The 13,701-nt window shown below is 70.2% G+C and carries 16 protein-coding genes; 12 read left to right on the plus strand and 4 right to left on the minus strand.

Annotated features, from left to right (window positions below; translation table 11 throughout):
- The first annotated feature begins 77 nt into the window (after positions 1–77).
- Both ACH4DZ_RS27175 and ACH4DZ_RS27180 read left to right on the plus strand, forming a co-directional pair.
- The gene (locus ACH4DZ_RS27175; RefSeq protein WP_398289933.1) at positions 78–668 is read left to right on the plus strand and encodes a TetR/AcrR family transcriptional regulator; all 591 of its coding nucleotides are present in this window, start codon (positions 78–80) and stop codon (positions 666–668) included.
- 83 nt (positions 669–751) lie between these two features.
- Complete coding sequence (locus ACH4DZ_RS27180) at positions 752–1,591, plus strand: helix-turn-helix transcriptional regulator (protein WP_398289934.1); 840 nt, start codon at positions 752–754, stop codon at positions 1,589–1,591.
- Between the two features lie 185 nt (positions 1,592–1,776).
- On the opposite strand, the gene ACH4DZ_RS27185 is transcribed toward ACH4DZ_RS27180, so the two are convergent.
- Entirely contained in the window at positions 1,777–2,757 is a 981-nt protein-coding gene (locus ACH4DZ_RS27185; RefSeq protein ID WP_398289935.1) for a helix-turn-helix transcriptional regulator, read from the minus strand.
- A gap of 360 nt (positions 2,758–3,117) precedes the next feature.
- Here ACH4DZ_RS27185 and ACH4DZ_RS27190 point away from each other — a divergent pair, with 360 nt between their 5' ends.
- The 8 genes from ACH4DZ_RS27190 (at position 3,118) to ACH4DZ_RS27225 (ending at position 10,421) form a co-directional block, all read left to right on the plus strand.
- Positions 3,118–4,146 (plus strand): saccharopine dehydrogenase family protein, encoded by a 1,029-nt coding sequence (locus ACH4DZ_RS27190; protein WP_398289936.1) that lies wholly within the window; start codon positions 3,118–3,120, stop codon positions 4,144–4,146.
- 184 nt (positions 4,147–4,330) lie between these two features.
- The gene (locus tag ACH4DZ_RS27195; RefSeq protein WP_398289937.1) at positions 4,331–4,813 is read left to right on the plus strand and encodes a nuclear transport factor 2 family protein; all 483 of its coding nucleotides are present in this window, start codon (positions 4,331–4,333) and stop codon (positions 4,811–4,813) included.
- Positions 4,810–5,784, plus strand: a complete 975-nt coding sequence (locus ACH4DZ_RS27200; RefSeq protein ID WP_398290020.1) for a helix-turn-helix transcriptional regulator — start codon at positions 4,810–4,812, stop codon at positions 5,782–5,784. Before ACH4DZ_RS27195 ends, ACH4DZ_RS27200 begins: the two co-directional genes overlap by 4 nt.
- Positions 5,785–5,847: 63 nt before the next feature.
- On the plus strand, positions 5,848–7,287 hold the full coding sequence (gndA, locus tag ACH4DZ_RS27205) for an NADP-dependent phosphogluconate dehydrogenase (RefSeq protein ID WP_398289938.1): 1,440 nt from the start codon (positions 5,848–5,850) through the stop codon (positions 7,285–7,287).
- Between the two features lie 187 nt (positions 7,288–7,474).
- On the plus strand, positions 7,475–8,530 hold the full coding sequence (locus ACH4DZ_RS27210; protein WP_398289939.1) for an aldo/keto reductase: 1,056 nt from the start codon (positions 7,475–7,477) through the stop codon (positions 8,528–8,530).
- Between the two features lie 40 nt (positions 8,531–8,570).
- Positions 8,571–8,873, plus strand: coding sequence for an antibiotic biosynthesis monooxygenase family protein (locus ACH4DZ_RS27215; RefSeq protein ID WP_398289940.1), 303 nt, complete (start codon positions 8,571–8,573; stop codon positions 8,871–8,873).
- Between the two features lie 16 nt (positions 8,874–8,889).
- On the plus strand, positions 8,890–10,005 hold the full coding sequence (locus ACH4DZ_RS27220; RefSeq protein WP_398289941.1) for a DNA alkylation repair protein: 1,116 nt from the start codon (positions 8,890–8,892) through the stop codon (positions 10,003–10,005).
- Positions 10,006–10,052: 47 nt separating this feature from the next.
- Positions 10,053–10,421: a hypothetical protein gene (locus tag ACH4DZ_RS27225; RefSeq protein WP_398289942.1), complete on the plus strand. Its 369-nt coding sequence runs from the start codon at positions 10,053–10,055 to the stop codon at positions 10,419–10,421.
- A 67-nt stretch (positions 10,422–10,488) separates the two neighbouring features.
- Here the strand turns inward: ACH4DZ_RS27225 and ACH4DZ_RS27230 are convergent, their stop codons facing one another.
- Positions 10,489–11,436: a helix-turn-helix transcriptional regulator gene (locus ACH4DZ_RS27230; protein ID WP_398289943.1), complete on the minus strand. Its 948-nt coding sequence runs from the start codon at positions 11,434–11,436 to the stop codon at positions 10,489–10,491.
- Positions 11,437–11,499: 63 nt separating this feature from the next.
- Between ACH4DZ_RS27230 and ACH4DZ_RS27235 the strand changes: the two genes are divergently transcribed.
- Positions 11,500–11,907, plus strand: a complete 408-nt coding sequence (locus tag ACH4DZ_RS27235; protein WP_398289944.1) for a cupin domain-containing protein — start codon at positions 11,500–11,502, stop codon at positions 11,905–11,907.
- A 35-nt stretch (positions 11,908–11,942) separates the two neighbouring features.
- On the plus strand, positions 11,943–12,341 hold the full coding sequence (locus ACH4DZ_RS27240; protein WP_398289945.1) for a VOC family protein: 399 nt from the start codon (positions 11,943–11,945) through the stop codon (positions 12,339–12,341).
- Positions 12,342–12,486: 145 nt separating this feature from the next.
- On the opposite strand, the gene ACH4DZ_RS27245 is transcribed toward ACH4DZ_RS27240, so the two are convergent.
- Positions 12,487–12,861 (minus strand): nuclear transport factor 2 family protein, encoded by a 375-nt coding sequence (locus ACH4DZ_RS27245; protein ID WP_398289946.1) that lies wholly within the window; start codon positions 12,859–12,861, stop codon positions 12,487–12,489.
- A gap of 298 nt (positions 12,862–13,159) precedes the next feature.
- On the minus strand, positions 13,160–13,624 hold the full coding sequence (locus tag ACH4DZ_RS27250) for a cupin domain-containing protein (RefSeq protein WP_398289947.1): 465 nt from the start codon (positions 13,622–13,624) through the stop codon (positions 13,160–13,162).
- Positions 13,625–13,701: the final 77 nt, after the last annotated feature.

A 13,701-nucleotide genomic window follows, 5' to 3' on the forward strand; every position in this document is an offset into this window, starting at 1 on the left:
GGGCCTGGCGGTGAGGTTGCGGGGGGAGGCTTTCCGCTTCTACGTAGGAAGAACGGTCATTCCGGTATGGTGAGGGCGTGACCCTGCCTCAAGCTTCCGTAACCGCGTCTCCGGCCCGAGCCCGGCTCCTGGAGACGGCCTCCCGCATCTTCTACGCCGACGGCATCCGCCACGTCGCCGTGGACCGCATCATTACGGAGGCCCAGGTCACGAGAGCCACTTTCTACCGCTACTTCCCCAGCAAGGAAGACCTCGTGCTCGCCCATGTCGAGCAGCGCGACCAGCAGATCAGGTCCGTGGTGACGGAGGCGTTCCGCGCGAGCGCCGACCCGGAGGCTCTGCTGATCATGATGATGGCGGGTATCGGGGCGGAGATCTGCGGACCCGGTTTCCGCGGCTGCCCGTTCATCAACGCCGCCGCCGAGTACCACGACCCCGACCATCCCGTGCGGCGGGCCGTCCAGGCCCACCGGACCTGGTTCCGGCAGACCGTCCTGAACCTGGTGACCGCCGCGGGCTGCACCGACGGCGAACACACCACCTCTGTGCTGGTGCTCCTGCGGGACGGGGCGATGGCAGGGGGAGACCTGGACGACCCGGCCATGGTGCGTGAACATCTGATGCGGACGGTTTCCGCCGTCCTGGCAGTCGGGCGAGGAACCGAATAGCCGGAGCCCCGTCGCACCGCCGGTCCTATAGCACCGCCGGTCCCGGCACACCTGCCCGTTCACCTCAGTCACCAGGTCGGAAAATGCAGCAGCCACAGAACGAACTGGGCGCCTTCCTGCGCGCGAACCGCGCCCGCACCGAACCGGCGGACGTGGGCCTGCCGGCCGGCGGCGGCAGCCGTCGGGTCAAGGGTCTGCGCCGCGAGGAGGTCGCTGTCCTCGCAGGCGTGAGCGCCGACTACTACGCCCGCCTGGAGCAGGGGCGTGAGCGCCATCCCTCACCTCAGGTCGTCGACGCGGTGGGGCGGGCGATGCGGCTGACGCCGGACGCACGGACCCACCTTTTCCGGCTGGCGGGCCTGCATCCCGCGCTCACTCCGGCCGCGGGCCGCGACCTGGTCCATCCCTCCCTGCTGCAACTGCTGGACGCCTTCCCCGCGGCCGCCGCCTACGTGCTGAGCCCCGCCTTCGACGTACTCGCGAAGAACGCCGTCGCCTCCGCGCTCCTCGCGCCCTTCGAGGGCACCCCGAACATGGTCCGCGTGCTGTTCGGACACCCCCGTGCGCGCGAGGTCTTCGTCGAGTGGCCCGTGGTGGCGCGCGCCACGGTGCACGCGCTGCGGCTGCACGCGGGCCGGTTCCCCGACGACGCCGGCATCCACGACCTCGTGTCCGAGATGTCGCAGGTGGCACCGGAGTTCCGGCGCCTGTGGCAGGAGAACGAGGTGGAGAACATGTCCCGCGCGTTCAAGGTGTTCGTGCTGCCCGGGCTGGGACGTGTCGAGCTGACGTACCAGACCTTCGACGTCCATGACGCTCCCGGGCAGCAGCTCCTGGTCGGCGTTCCCGAGCCCGGCAGCGTCAGCGCCGCGGCGATCGCGTCCCTCCTCGCGCCGGCCGAGCGAGGCGCGAGCACCGGATGAGGGCCCTTCGGCGCTCCTTCGCCGCGGCGGTGCGAGTGTCGAAGGAGCGCCGGAACTCCGCTCCCGGCCCCCCGCCCGGCCCCCTCCCGGCCCCGGCCCCGGTCCCGCTTCAGCTTTCGGTCCACGGGGACCGCGTCACCTGCGATGCCCTTCTGACCGTCAATGCTGCCCGTCGGTACTGACCGTCAACGCTGCCCGTCGGTTCCCGCCGGGCTCTCGTTGTTGCCGCGGTAGAGCGCGTCGAGGCGGGCGAGCAGCGCCTCGCGGACGGAGTCGGGCGACAGGACCTCCAGCGGTGTGCGCAGACCGAGGAGGTAGCCGGCGAGCTGGTCGGGGTCGGAGCCGCCGATGCTGATGACGGTCCGGCCTGGCCCGTCGGGTTCGTGGGTGGCGACGATGGGGGCCACCAGCCGTCGCGCGTCGTCGTAGGACAGCGGAAGCCGGACCCGGGCGAAGAAGGGGTACCCGGTACGGGTGACGGTGTCGGAGACCATCTGCGCCGCGTCCGGGGCGTCGGACAGGTCGACGACCCGGCCGGTGGACTCGACCTCGACAACGCGGTCGGCGCGGAACGTCCGCCACGCCGCGCGTTCGACGTCGCGGGCCACGAAGTACCAGTGGACGCCGGTGTACACGAGGCGGTGGGGGTCGACGCACCGGACGGTGGTGGCGCCGTGCATGTCGCGGTAGGTGAGCGTGGTGCGCTCGGAGGCCCGGCAGACGGAGGCGAGCATCAGCAGCACGTCCGCGGACGCCCGCGGGGTCTCGCAGCGCGCGGTGTGTTCGACGGTGTCGTCCAGGCCGGCCAGGCGCCCGGCCATCCGGGTGGGCAGGATCTGCCGCAGCTTCAGCAGGGCCGACAGCGCCGCCGGGTCGGCGCCGAGCGCCGCGCCGTGAGCCGCTTCCCTGAGCGCCACGGCCACGGCGAACACCTCGTCGTCGTCCAGGTTCAGCGGCGGCATGCGGTTGCCCGCGCCGAACCGGTAGCCGCCGCCCGGTCCCGGTACGGACTCCACGCCGTAGCCGAGCTCGCGCAGCCGGTCGATGTCCCGGCGCACCGTGCGCTCGGTGACGTCGAGCTGTCGTGCCAGCTCCGCGTTGGACCAGGTCGGCCGGCTTGAGAGCAGGGACACCAGCCGCAGCAGCCGGGCAGAGGTAGCGATCACGGAACGAACCTATCCGGAGTACCGGGCACCGACCGGCGAAGAGGTGCCACCGATGCCGGGACCGCGAACCGCCGAGACCGGGACCGGAACCGCGAACCGCGAACCGCCGAGACCGGGACCAGGACCGCAGAACCGCCGGGACCAGAACCGCCGACCGGCGAAAGACCAGGTCCGCGAAACCGGCGAGAGACCAGGACCGTAGGTGTCCGGATCTGCTCCTAGCCTGAATGCGAGGCACACGCCGCCGGGATGCGGTACCGCCCCGAACGGGGGCTTGTCCCTCGGTTGCCACCTTCCAGTTGTCGCTTTCCAGTCGGCACCTGGCGCCTGTCACCTGGCACCTTCGAACGGGAGCACATCATGTCCGCCACCCCCCGCCTGCTGGTCTACGGAGCCACCGGTTACACCGGACGTCTCGTCGCGGAGCACGCCAAGGACTCCGGCCTCGACGTCGTCGTGGCCGGCCGTAACCAGGAGCGTGTCACGGCACTCGGTGAGGAACTCGGTGTGGAGAGCCGCGCCTTCCCGGTCGACGACCCGGCGCTCCTGCGCGAAGCGCTCGAGGACATCACCGTGGTCCTGAACGTCGCCGGCCCCTTCCGCCACACCGCGCGCCCGCTGATGGACGCCTGCATCGACCAGGGAGTGCACTACCTCGACACCACCGCCGAGTACGACGTCTTCGCCACGGCGCGCTCCCGGCACACCGAGGCCGTGGCGGCCGGGGTGATGGTCATGTCCGGGGCCGGCTGGGACGTCGTACCCAGCGACTGCGTGGCCGCCCACGCCGCCGCGCGCGTGGCCGATCCCGTCAGCCTGCGCCTCGCGCTCAAGCTTCTCAGCGCCACTCCCGAGGAGGCGGAAGGCCTGAACCTGTTCTCCCGCGGGTCCATCGTCAGCGCGACCGAGGGCATCGGCGACCTGGGCGTGCTGGTCCGCGCCGACGGGGACATCGTCACGCTGGCGGAGCCGAAGACAGCTTCGTTCGACTTCGGCGACGACGGCATGGAGGAGTGCGTGTCCGCGTCCATGGGTGACCTGATCACCAGTCACTACGCCACGGGTGTCCCCTCGATCGAGGTGTACGTGCAGCTCGGACAGCCGCTGCCGATCGACCTGGACCTGTCGGCGCTGCCCGACGGGCCGACCGCCCAGGAGCGGGAGGTGGGCCGCAGCAAGGTCGTCGCCGAGGTCACCGGCCGGGACGGCAGCGTCGCCCGGGCCCTGATCGACACCCCGACCGGCTACCGCTTCACGCAGCTCTCGTCCGTGGAGATCGCCCGCCGCGTCCTGGCCGGCTCCTTCACGCCGGGCTTCCAGTCGCCTTCCTCCGCCTACGGGCCCGAACTGGCCCTCGCCGTCGGCGACTCGCACATCAAGGACCTGTAGGGAACGTCGTGCTGGACGGCCGGCCTGCAGCAGGGAACAGCAGAGAGAGGAGCGGAAGGTAGGAGTGCGGCACCCAGGTAGACACGTCCTTCTTCGCCGCTCGGCGCGGGACCAGACTGACGGTGTTCGCCCGGACAGGGCGAGCGGCACCCACACCGAGAACCCCAGCCGAAAGGCCGTTGCCATGTCCTCTCCCACGTCCTCCCTCTCAAATCCCACGTCCTCCATGTCGAGCGCCCGGCAGATCGAGAACCTCATCGCCCGTTACTCCCACCTCGTCGACGAGGGCGACTTCGCGCGGTTCGGCGCGCTCTTCGAGAACGCGGACTTCGTGTCGGGCGAGGTGAGCCTGCGCGGCGGGAAGGCCATCGAAGAGCTGATCGGCTCGATGCTCGTCGTCCACGACGACGGGACCCTGCGCACCCGGCACATCACGACGAACATCCTCATCGAGGTGAACGAGGACGACGACAGCGCCGAGGCGCGGTCGTACTACAACATCCTCCAGGCCGTGCCCGGTCTGCTGCCGCTGCAGATGGTGGCGGGCGGGCGCTACCGCGACCGCTTCGAGCGGCGTGCGGGCGCGTGGTCCTTCGCGCGCCGGGAGATCACCATCGACTTCACCGGCGACACCCGCTACCACCTCAAAGAGCAGCCCGGCTCCTGAGGGCCGACGACGGAGCGGGTTCCGTCCGGACCGGCACACGCGGCGAGGACAGCCGGGACAACGCGCTCGGCGAGTTCCTGCGAACCTGCCGGTCCCACCTGACTCCCACGGACGTGGGCCTGCGAGCCGGCGGTCGCAGGCGCCGGGTCGAAGGACTGCGCCGGGAGGAGGTGTCCGTCCTGACGGGCATCAGCGTCGACTACTACGCACGGCTGGAGCAAGGACGGGAGCGAAGGCCCTCGGCCCGGATCACCGAAGCCCTGAGCCGCGGTCTCCACCTGGACGGGGACGCGCGAAACCACCTGTTCCGCCTCGCCGGACTCAACCCGAACCTGCGCCCCGACAGTGCCCGTGAGCAGGTGCATCCCGAACTTCTACGCCTGCTGGAGGCGTCCGACCGAGCAGTGGCCTATGTGCTGAGCCCTTCCTTCGACATCCTGGTGGCCAACGCACACGCGCAAGCGCTGCTGTCCCCCTTCGCCGGTACCGGCGGTGTCGCCAACATCGGCTTCGCCGACGGCAGTCAGAACCTGATCCGCATCCTCTTCACGCATCCCCAGGCCAGGAATTACTTCGCCGAGTGGCCGTCGGCCGTCACCGCCTCCCTGCGCACGCTGCGCCGTAACGCCGTCCGGCTGCCGGGTGACACCGAGATCGCAGACCTCGTCACCGACCTGTCCGCAGGGTCGGCCGACTTCACCAAGGCCTGGCAGGACGGGGTTCGGCAGGACGGGCCATGGCAGGACGGGGCTCGGCCGGACAGGTCATGTCGGGCCAGGACAGCGGTCGGCCTGGACCGCGCGTACAGGAACGTCGTCCACCCCGTGGCCGGACGCATCACGCTCACGTACCGCGTCCTGGGCACGGCGGCCGTCCCCGGACAACGCCTGCTGCTCGCAGCTCCCGTTCCCGGCAGCCGCAGTGCCCAGGCCTTCACCTACCTGGTGGCCATGGGCGGGCCGCCGCCATGACGGCTTCGGACGCCCTTCCCGATTCCCGCTCCCGCCTCACGGGCGAGAGAGAAAGAGATCACCATGAACGCATCCGCGCACATCGGAGTCACCGGACTCGCGGTGATGGGCCGTAACCTGGCCCGCAACTTCGCCCGCCACGGGTACACGGTCGCCGTCCACAACCGGACCCCGTCGCGTACCCGGTCCCTCATGGAGGAATTCGGTCACAAGGGCACCTTCGTGCCGGCCGGGACCGCCCAGGAGTTCGTCGCCGCACTGCAACGTCCCCGCCGACTCATGATCATGGTGCAGGCGGGGGCGGCCACGGACGCGGTCATCGACGAGTTCGCCCCGCTGCTGGACGACGGCGACATGATCATCGACGGCGGGAACGCCCACTTCACCGACACCCGGCGCCGTGAGGCGCAGCTGTGTGCCCGCGGTGTCCACTTCGTCGGAGCGGGCGTTTCCGGCGGTGAGGAGGGCGCGCTGGAGGGGCCCTCCGTCATGGTGGGCGGTTCGAAGGAGTCCTACGCCGTCCTCGGCCCCATGTTCGAGACCATCAGTGCCCAGGTCGACGGACAAGCCTGCAGCACGCACATCGGGTCCGACGGCGCCGGCCACTTCGTGAAGATGGTCCACAACGGCATCGAGTACGCCGACATGCAGCTCATCGCCGAGGCCTACGACCTGCTGCGACAGGTCGCCGGGTACGGCCCCGCCGAGATCGGCGAAATCTTCCGTACCTGGAACAAGGGACGTCTTGAGTCCTACCTGGTCGAGATCACCGCCGAGGTGCTCTCCCACACGGATCCCGGCACCGGGAAGCCCTTCGTGGACGTGGTCGCCGATGCCGCCGGGCAGAAGGGCACCGGCCGCTGGACCGTACAGACCGCCCTCGACCTGGCGTCCCCCGTCACGGCCGTCGCTCAGGCGACCTTCGCACGAGCGGCTTCCGGACAGGCCGCCCTGCGCGCCGTCTATCGTCCGCTGCCCGGCGGCGTGCGGATACCGATGAGCCGTTCCGAGGCCGAACGCTTCACGTCGCAGGTCGAGCAGGCGCTGTACGCGTCCAAGGTCATCGCCTACGACCAGGGCCTCAAGATGATCCAGGACGCCGAACTCGCGTACGGCTGGGACATCGATCTCGCAGCGGTGGCCGGCATCTGGCGGGGTGGCTGCATCATCCGTGCCGCCTTCCTCGACCGGATCCGCACGGCGTACGCGGCCGGCCCCCAGCTCGTCAGCCTGCTCGCCGAGCCCGGATTCGCGAAGGAGATCACCGCGGCCCAGGTCCCCTGGCGCGAGGTCGTCGCCGCCTCCGTCCGCCGCGGCGTCCCGACCCCGGCCTTCGCCGCGGCGCTGTCGTACTACGACACCCTGCGAGCCGATCGACTGCCCGCCGCACTGCTCCAGGGCCAGCGGGACTACTTCGGCGCCCACACCTACCGGCGCACCGACCGGCAGGGCACCTTCCACACCCACTGGGCGCACCCCGACCGCCCCGAGACAGAGGTCTGATCCCCGCAGACCGCAGACCGCAGACCGCAGACCGCAGACCGCAGACCGCAAGCCGCGGACCGCCGGCCGTTTGCCTGGGTGTGCGGCACCCACCCTCACACAGCCTCCCTCTTCCACGCCCCGTCGACCAGTGTGGTGTCCACACCCCACCGCCTCTTCGGCCCCTCACCTTTCAAGAAGGAACGTCATGTCTCTCACCTCGTACCGCACCCTCGGCCGCTCCGGACTGCGCGTGAGCCCCCTCGCCTTCGGCGCGATGAACTTCGACGACGGCAGCTGGGGCTCCGGCCCCGAGACCTCGTTCGGGCTGCTGGACCACTACCTCGACGCGGGCGGCAACTTCGTGGACACCGCGAACATGTACAACGGCGGCGCCTCGGAGGAGACCCTGGGCCGCTACTTCGCCCAGCGCCCCGGCCGCCGCGACCGTGTCGTCCTCGCCACGAAGTTCGGCGGCAGCATGGCCGCCGACGACCCCAACTCCGGCGGGGCCGGCCGCAAGGCGATCCGTGCCCAGCTCGACGCGTCCCTGCGGCGGCTGAACACCGACCACATCGACCTGTACTGGCTGCACCAGTGGGACCGGCACACCCCCGTCGAGGAGACCCTGTCCACCCTCACCGACCTGGTGCGCGCGGGGAAGATCAACGCCATCGGCCTGTCCAACGTGCCGGCCTGGTGGGTCGCCGAGGCCGCCACGACCGCCCGGCTGCGGGACTGGGAGCCCGTCGCCGCGCTCCAGGTCGAGTACTCGCTGCTGGCCCGCAGCGTCGAGGGCGAGATTTTCGGGGCCGCCCGCCGCTTCGGGCTCGGCATCACGCCGTGGTCCCCGCTGGCCAGCGGGGTCCTGTCCGGCAAGTACTCCCGTGCCACCAGCGAGGTGGCCGGTTCCGGCCGTACCGCCTACGCCGCCGCCTACCTGAACGAATCCACCTTCGTCCTCCTCGACGCCCTGCAGGCGATCGCCGACGGCCTCGGTACGACCGTGGCCGCGGTGGCGCTGGCCTGGGTCCGCCAGCGGTCCGAGGTGACGTCCACCCTCGTCGGTGCCCGTACGCGGGAGCAGTTGGCCGCCAACCTCGCCTCGCTCGACATCACGCTCACCGACGAGCAGACCGACGAACTGAACGCCCTCACCGCGCCCACCCTGGACTACCCGCACAACATGATCGAGTCCATGGTCGGCTTCCAGCAGGGCGACACCACGATCAACGGCCTGGCCGCCAAGGCCTTCGTCCGCTGACCCCCGCCGGCACCACCAGACGACCCGAACGGAACACACCATGACGCAAACGCTCGAAATCACCACCCTGCGCCCGGCTCCGGGCCACACCGCCGGGGACTTCGTGAAGGCGAACGCCGACATCGACGCCTACCTGAAGCGGCAGCCCGGCTTCCTGTGGCGGTGCATCGCCGCCACCGACGACGGACGTGTCATCGACATCGTGGCCTACGACAGCCTGACGCACGCCCGCGCGGGCGCCGCCGGCATCACCGGCGAGATGGCGGGCTCCCCCGTCCACGCCACGATCGACCACGACAGCGTGGACTGGCAGCTCACCACCGCACTGCACCACCTCACGTGACGGAAGAATGACCGCCATGCCGTTCGCCGACGAACTCATCAGCCGCCATACCGCGCAGAACCTCACACGCGCCATCCAGGCCGCCACTCCGGACGCGGACCTCACGGCACTGCGCGCAGCAGCCCGGCAGATCGACCCGCTGCCCTTGCGCGGGCGCGCCGACCTGCTGCGCGACGCGCTACTGACGGACCTACCGGGCGACTACGCCGCCCTCGCCAGGACCGTACGCACCGCCCGCGACCAGGCGCCGGACTTCACCGGATGGCTGATCTGGCCGGTCACCGACGCGGTCGCCACCCGAGCCGTCCAGCAGGGCGATCCCGCTTCCTTCGACGACGCGATGGCGCTGCTCGCGAGCCTCACCGGGCGCCTGTCCTCGGAGTTCGCGATCAGGACGCTGCTGCGCCACGACCTCGACCGGGCGCTCACCACCGTCGTCGGCGACTGGACCGGGTCGGCGGACGCCGACGTCCGCAGACTCGCCTGCGAAGGCACCCGCCCCTACCTGCCCTGGTCGGTACGGGTGCCGCAGATCCTGGCCCGTCCCGGCGTGACCGTGCCCGTCCTGGACGCCCTGTACCGGGACGAGAGCGAATACGTACGCCGCTCGGTCGCCAACCACCTCAACGACCTCAGCCGCGACCACCCCGAACTCGTCGTCACCACGGCACGCCGCTGGCTGGAGCACCCCGACGCCACCACGCAGCGCCTGGTGCGCCACGCACTGCGCACGCTCGTCAAGCGGGGGCATCCCGGGGCGCTGGAACTGCTCGGCTTCGCCCCCGCGGTCCTGGACGTCGAGGGGCCCCACCTGGACCGCGACATCGTGCCGTTCGGCGGGAGCGTCCGGTTCACCGCCTCGATCCGCAACGCCGGGGACACGCCGGCGCGGCTGGCGATCGACTACATCGTGCACCACCGCAAGGCCAACGGCGGCCGCACCGGCAAGACCTTCAAGCTCACCACCCGCACCCTGGCCCCGGGCGAGCGCGTCGAGGTGTCGCGCGAGCACTCGTTCCGGCCGATCACCACCCGCCGCTACCACGCGGGTCCGCACGCGATCTCCGTACAGGTCAACGGAGTCGAGTCGGACCGGACCGAGTTCGAGCTGGCCGCCGCGGACACACCGTGACCCGCGGTACGGGAGCCCCGATCGAAGACCTTTCTGGAGAGACCCGAATGAACACCACACCGACGCACGACGAAAATCCCGGCCTGGCTCAGGCCGACGACAGGGCGCTGAAGGTCCGGGCCCAGTACGAGCAGATCGAGCAGCGCGTGCTGGGCAGGACCTGGACCCTGCCGGAACTCGCCCTGGGCTTCACCAACGACGCCGCCTACGTGGGACGCCTGGTGCTCGCGGCCGAACGCACCTGGGGCATCGACGGTGACGTGGACGCCGAACTGCGGCACAAGCTGGCCGAATCCCTGTGGTGGGTCTTCGTGCTCGCCGACCGGCTCGGCATCGACATGCCGCAGGCGTACGAGGCCACGATGGACCGCATCGGCGACGGCCTGCAGCGGACCCTGGACGGCATGGGCACGTAAGGACGACGCATATGGGCCGGGGCGGCCGCGGTCGTTCTCACCGTTCTCACCGTTCTCGGCAGTGGTGTCACATCGACCGCACCAGTTCTCGCACACGGCGCCGGAACGCGTCCCGTACGGTGTCGGGCTCCAGGACCTTCAGAGGCGTGGCCCGGCTGAGAAGGTAGCGGGCGAGGTCGTCAGCGGTGTGGCCGCCGATCTCGACCAGCGTGGCCCCGGGGCCGTCCGGACGGTGCACGCCCATCGTGGCGGGGATGAGCCGCACCGCCCGTTCCATGGGAAGAGGCACCCGAACCGTGGTGTACAGGGGATAGGTGCCCGCCGGGATGGCATCGCGGACCAGGCGTACGGGATCGGGCGGATCAGGGATCTCGACGGCGCGTCGTGTCGTGTGGACACGCAGGACGCGGTCGGCCCGGAAGGTGCGCCATTGCGCTCGTGCGACGTCCCGGGCCACGAAGTACCAGTGTCGCGCCGTGTGCACCAGGCGATAGGGGTCGACCTCACGGATCGTGGTCCGGCCTTCCCGGTCGCGGTACGTCAGGTCGACGCGTTCACCCCGGCGGCATGCGTCGGTCAGCGCGAGCAGCATGCCGGAATCGATCTGCGGTGCGCCGGTGCGCGGGGCATGGACCAGGGCGGTGTCCGTCTCGGCCAGCCGTGCGGCGACCTTCGGAGGCAGGACCTGCCGCAGTTTCAGCAGGGCCGACAGCGCCGCGTGGTCGTCGCCGAGCGCACCTCCCAGTGCGGCTTCGCGGAGTCCGACCGTCACGGCCAGGGCTTCGTCGTCGTCGAGGACCAGTGGCGGGATGCGGGTGCCGGCCCGCAGGCGGTATCCGCCCCAGGGACCGGGATCGGAATCGACCGCGTAGCCGAGTTCACGGAGTCTGGCCACGTCGCGCCGGACCGTGCGCTCGGTGACCTCCATCTTCCCGGCCAGTTCCGCGTTGGTCCAGAAAGGGCGTGCGGACAGCAGGGAGACCAGGCGCAGCAGGCGTGCGGAGGTACTGATCACACCCGGAAACCTGTCTCATGACCAGGACCGAACCTGTCCTGGTCCCGCCGTAGCGTCCTTCTCATGACCACGGAACACACCCCCGTACACGAAGTCGGCCGGCCACAGCACCGGATCTGGAACGAGATGGAACCGACGCCGCTGGGCGACTTCGGGAACCGGATCATGATCAAGGCCCTGACCGTCGACAAGGCCCAGGTGCTGCAGGTGGAGATCGCGGCGGGCACGGTGATCCCCAACCCCGCGGACCCGGACGAACAGGAAGTCCACCCGATGGAACAGATCGACGTCATCCTGTCCGGCCGGATGAAGTACACCGTCGACAAGGAGGAGTTCGTCCTCGGCGCGGGGGAGGCACTGGGAATTCCGGGCGGAGTGCCCCACTCCGCCGTAGCGCTCGAGCGCACCACCATGTTCGAGGTGTTCACACCGGTCCCGGAGTTCCCGACCGGAGAGGTCCGGACGCCGTGATCCCGACGAACGTGATCCCCATGAAGGAGTCCGCCATGGCTTTGCAGACCGATCCCGATCCCGATCCCGAACCCGTTCCCGCCGTCCGCTACCTGGCCGTCACCTTCGACTGTTCCGACCCCGTCGAGCTGGCGCGCTTCTACAGTGCAGCACTCGGCCTGCCCGTCACCCGTTCCACCGACGGCTTCGCGCTGGTGGACCGGGAGGGTTCTCCCGGGTTGGGTTTCTACCGCCTGGACGACTACCGGCGCCCCACCTGGCCTGACCCCTCCGTACCGAAGCAGGCCCATCTGGAGCTGGGTGTGGACGACCTGGACGCGGCGCAGACCCGGCTCGTGGCTCTGGGAGCCGTAGCAGCCGACGTGCAGCCGGTGCCCGGTCGGCGGCGCGTCCTGCTCGATCCCGCGGGGCACCCTTTCTGCATCACTCTCTGACATCGGTCCGCGTCGCGGCCGGAGCCGATCCCCGGGCGGGTGAGTCCTCGCAGCCGTGTTGCGTGCCCCGCATTCCGCGGAAGCGACGACCTTCCGCGGAAGCGACGACATCCCGCGGAAGCGGCGACCGGGTGCGGTCGCCACCTCACCTGTCCTGGTCGACGGGGAGGTAGTTCGCGTACGCCTCGATGCGGTCGATCAGTTCCGCGTCGTCGAAGCCGAAGTGGACCGCGGCGTGCACCTCGCCGCGCCTGCCGTCCTTCGAGGCCACGTGCACCACGTGTTGCTGGAGGACCCCGCCCGGCTGGGAGAGCTGACGGATGATCTCGTAGCGGACCGTTTCGTAGGAGCCGATCTGCGTCTTCAGCGCTTCGAAGTACTCCTCCAGCGTCTCATCGCCCTTGCCGTCGTTGTGCCAGACGGTGGCGGTGTCGGCGCACAGGGCACGAGCGGTCTCCCAGTCGGGCTCCTCCAGCGCGTGCAGGTAGGTGATGACCTTGTCCTTGAGGTTCTGACTCACGACGTCCTCTTTCTGCGGTGAGCCGCGCGCGTCCCCTTCGTGAGGGGCAGGGCGGCTCAGGTCGGCGATGTCGTACGGACGGAGCGCTCGGCGGTGGGTGCCGGGAATCCGGGCCGGGCGGGTCTAGGGTCTGTCTTCAAACTCCCGTCGTCGCCCGGAGGGCGGCCGCGCGGCGTCTGGTGCGTGCTCTCGGCTTGCCGGGCGTAGACCCTCGTACTGGACGTACTCGGGTCTGCGCCCGGTGAGGCGAGAGTGCGTGCCAGGCGTCATGCGGCAGACGGGAGTTTGAAGACAGACCCTAGGCGGAGGGCGGGTTGTCGTGGTTCACGATTCCGTAGTCCGACGCCAGGTCGGTGTGCTCGGCGTCGGCACGGGCGTCGGCGGGTCCGACCGTGTGGAAGAGGCCCTCGATGGCTCCGGGGTTGTTGATGACGAGGACCTCTGCGGTCGGTGTGACGGTCTGGAAGGTGTGCGGGACCAGCCGGGACACGTAGACGTAGGCGCCTGCTTCGGCGTCGTGCACCTCGCACTCGTCCAGCGCCGTCGATCCGACCCAGAACCGGACACGGCCCGACAGAACCACCCAGCTCTCGTCCTCCCGGCTGTGGGTGTGCAGCGGCGGCGCGTCCTCGCGTCTTACTGTCAGGCGCATGACACTGACTGCGCCGCTCGCCTCGGCATTGGTCGCCACCTGCTCGATGACGTTGTCGTAGTAGCGGAAGTCCTGGCCGTCGCCGGGGTTTCGTACGAGGGCGATGCTCATGTCGCGGTCTCCTCCTGGCGTTCGGTCCCGAAACGGTGGCCGGATCGCCGAAGTCGCAGTGGTGGACGGTGCGGTCG

It is taken from the genome of Streptomyces sp. NPDC017991 (assembly GCF_044328075.1).
Lineage (GTDB): Bacteria > Actinomycetota > Actinomycetes > Streptomycetales > Streptomycetaceae > Streptomyces.

What these genes read in the sequence shown, in the direction of transcription:
- ACH4DZ_RS27180 (WP_398289934.1), top strand. Translation starts at nt 752, where the DNA reads ATGCAGCAGCCACAGAACGAACTGGGCGCCTTCCTGCGCGCGAACCGC.
- ACH4DZ_RS27190 (WP_398289936.1), top strand. Translation starts at nt 3,118, where the DNA reads ATGTCCGCCACCCCCCGCCTGCTGGTCTACGGAGCCACCGGTTACACC.
- ACH4DZ_RS27195 (WP_398289937.1), top strand. Translation starts at nt 4,331, where the DNA reads ATGTCCTCTCCCACGTCCTCCCTCTCAAATCCCACGTCCTCCATGTCG.
- gndA (WP_398289938.1), top strand. Translation starts at nt 5,848, where the DNA reads ATGAACGCATCCGCGCACATCGGAGTCACCGGACTCGCGGTGATGGGC.
- ACH4DZ_RS27210 (WP_398289939.1), top strand. Translation starts at nt 7,475, where the DNA reads ATGTCTCTCACCTCGTACCGCACCCTCGGCCGCTCCGGACTGCGCGTG.
- ACH4DZ_RS27215 (WP_398289940.1), top strand. Translation starts at nt 8,571, where the DNA reads ATGACGCAAACGCTCGAAATCACCACCCTGCGCCCGGCTCCGGGCCAC.
- ACH4DZ_RS27220 (WP_398289941.1), top strand. Translation starts at nt 8,890, where the DNA reads ATGCCGTTCGCCGACGAACTCATCAGCCGCCATACCGCGCAGAACCTC.
- ACH4DZ_RS27225 (WP_398289942.1), top strand. Translation starts at nt 10,053, where the DNA reads ATGAACACCACACCGACGCACGACGAAAATCCCGGCCTGGCTCAGGCC.
- ACH4DZ_RS27235 (WP_398289944.1), top strand. Translation starts at nt 11,500, where the DNA reads ATGACCACGGAACACACCCCCGTACACGAAGTCGGCCGGCCACAGCAC.
- ACH4DZ_RS27240 (WP_398289945.1), top strand. Translation starts at nt 11,943, where the DNA reads ATGGCTTTGCAGACCGATCCCGATCCCGATCCCGAACCCGTTCCCGCC.
- ACH4DZ_RS27250 (WP_398289947.1), bottom strand. Translation starts at nt 13,624, where the DNA reads ATGAGCATCGCCCTCGTACGAAACCCCGGCGACGGCCAGGACTTCCGC.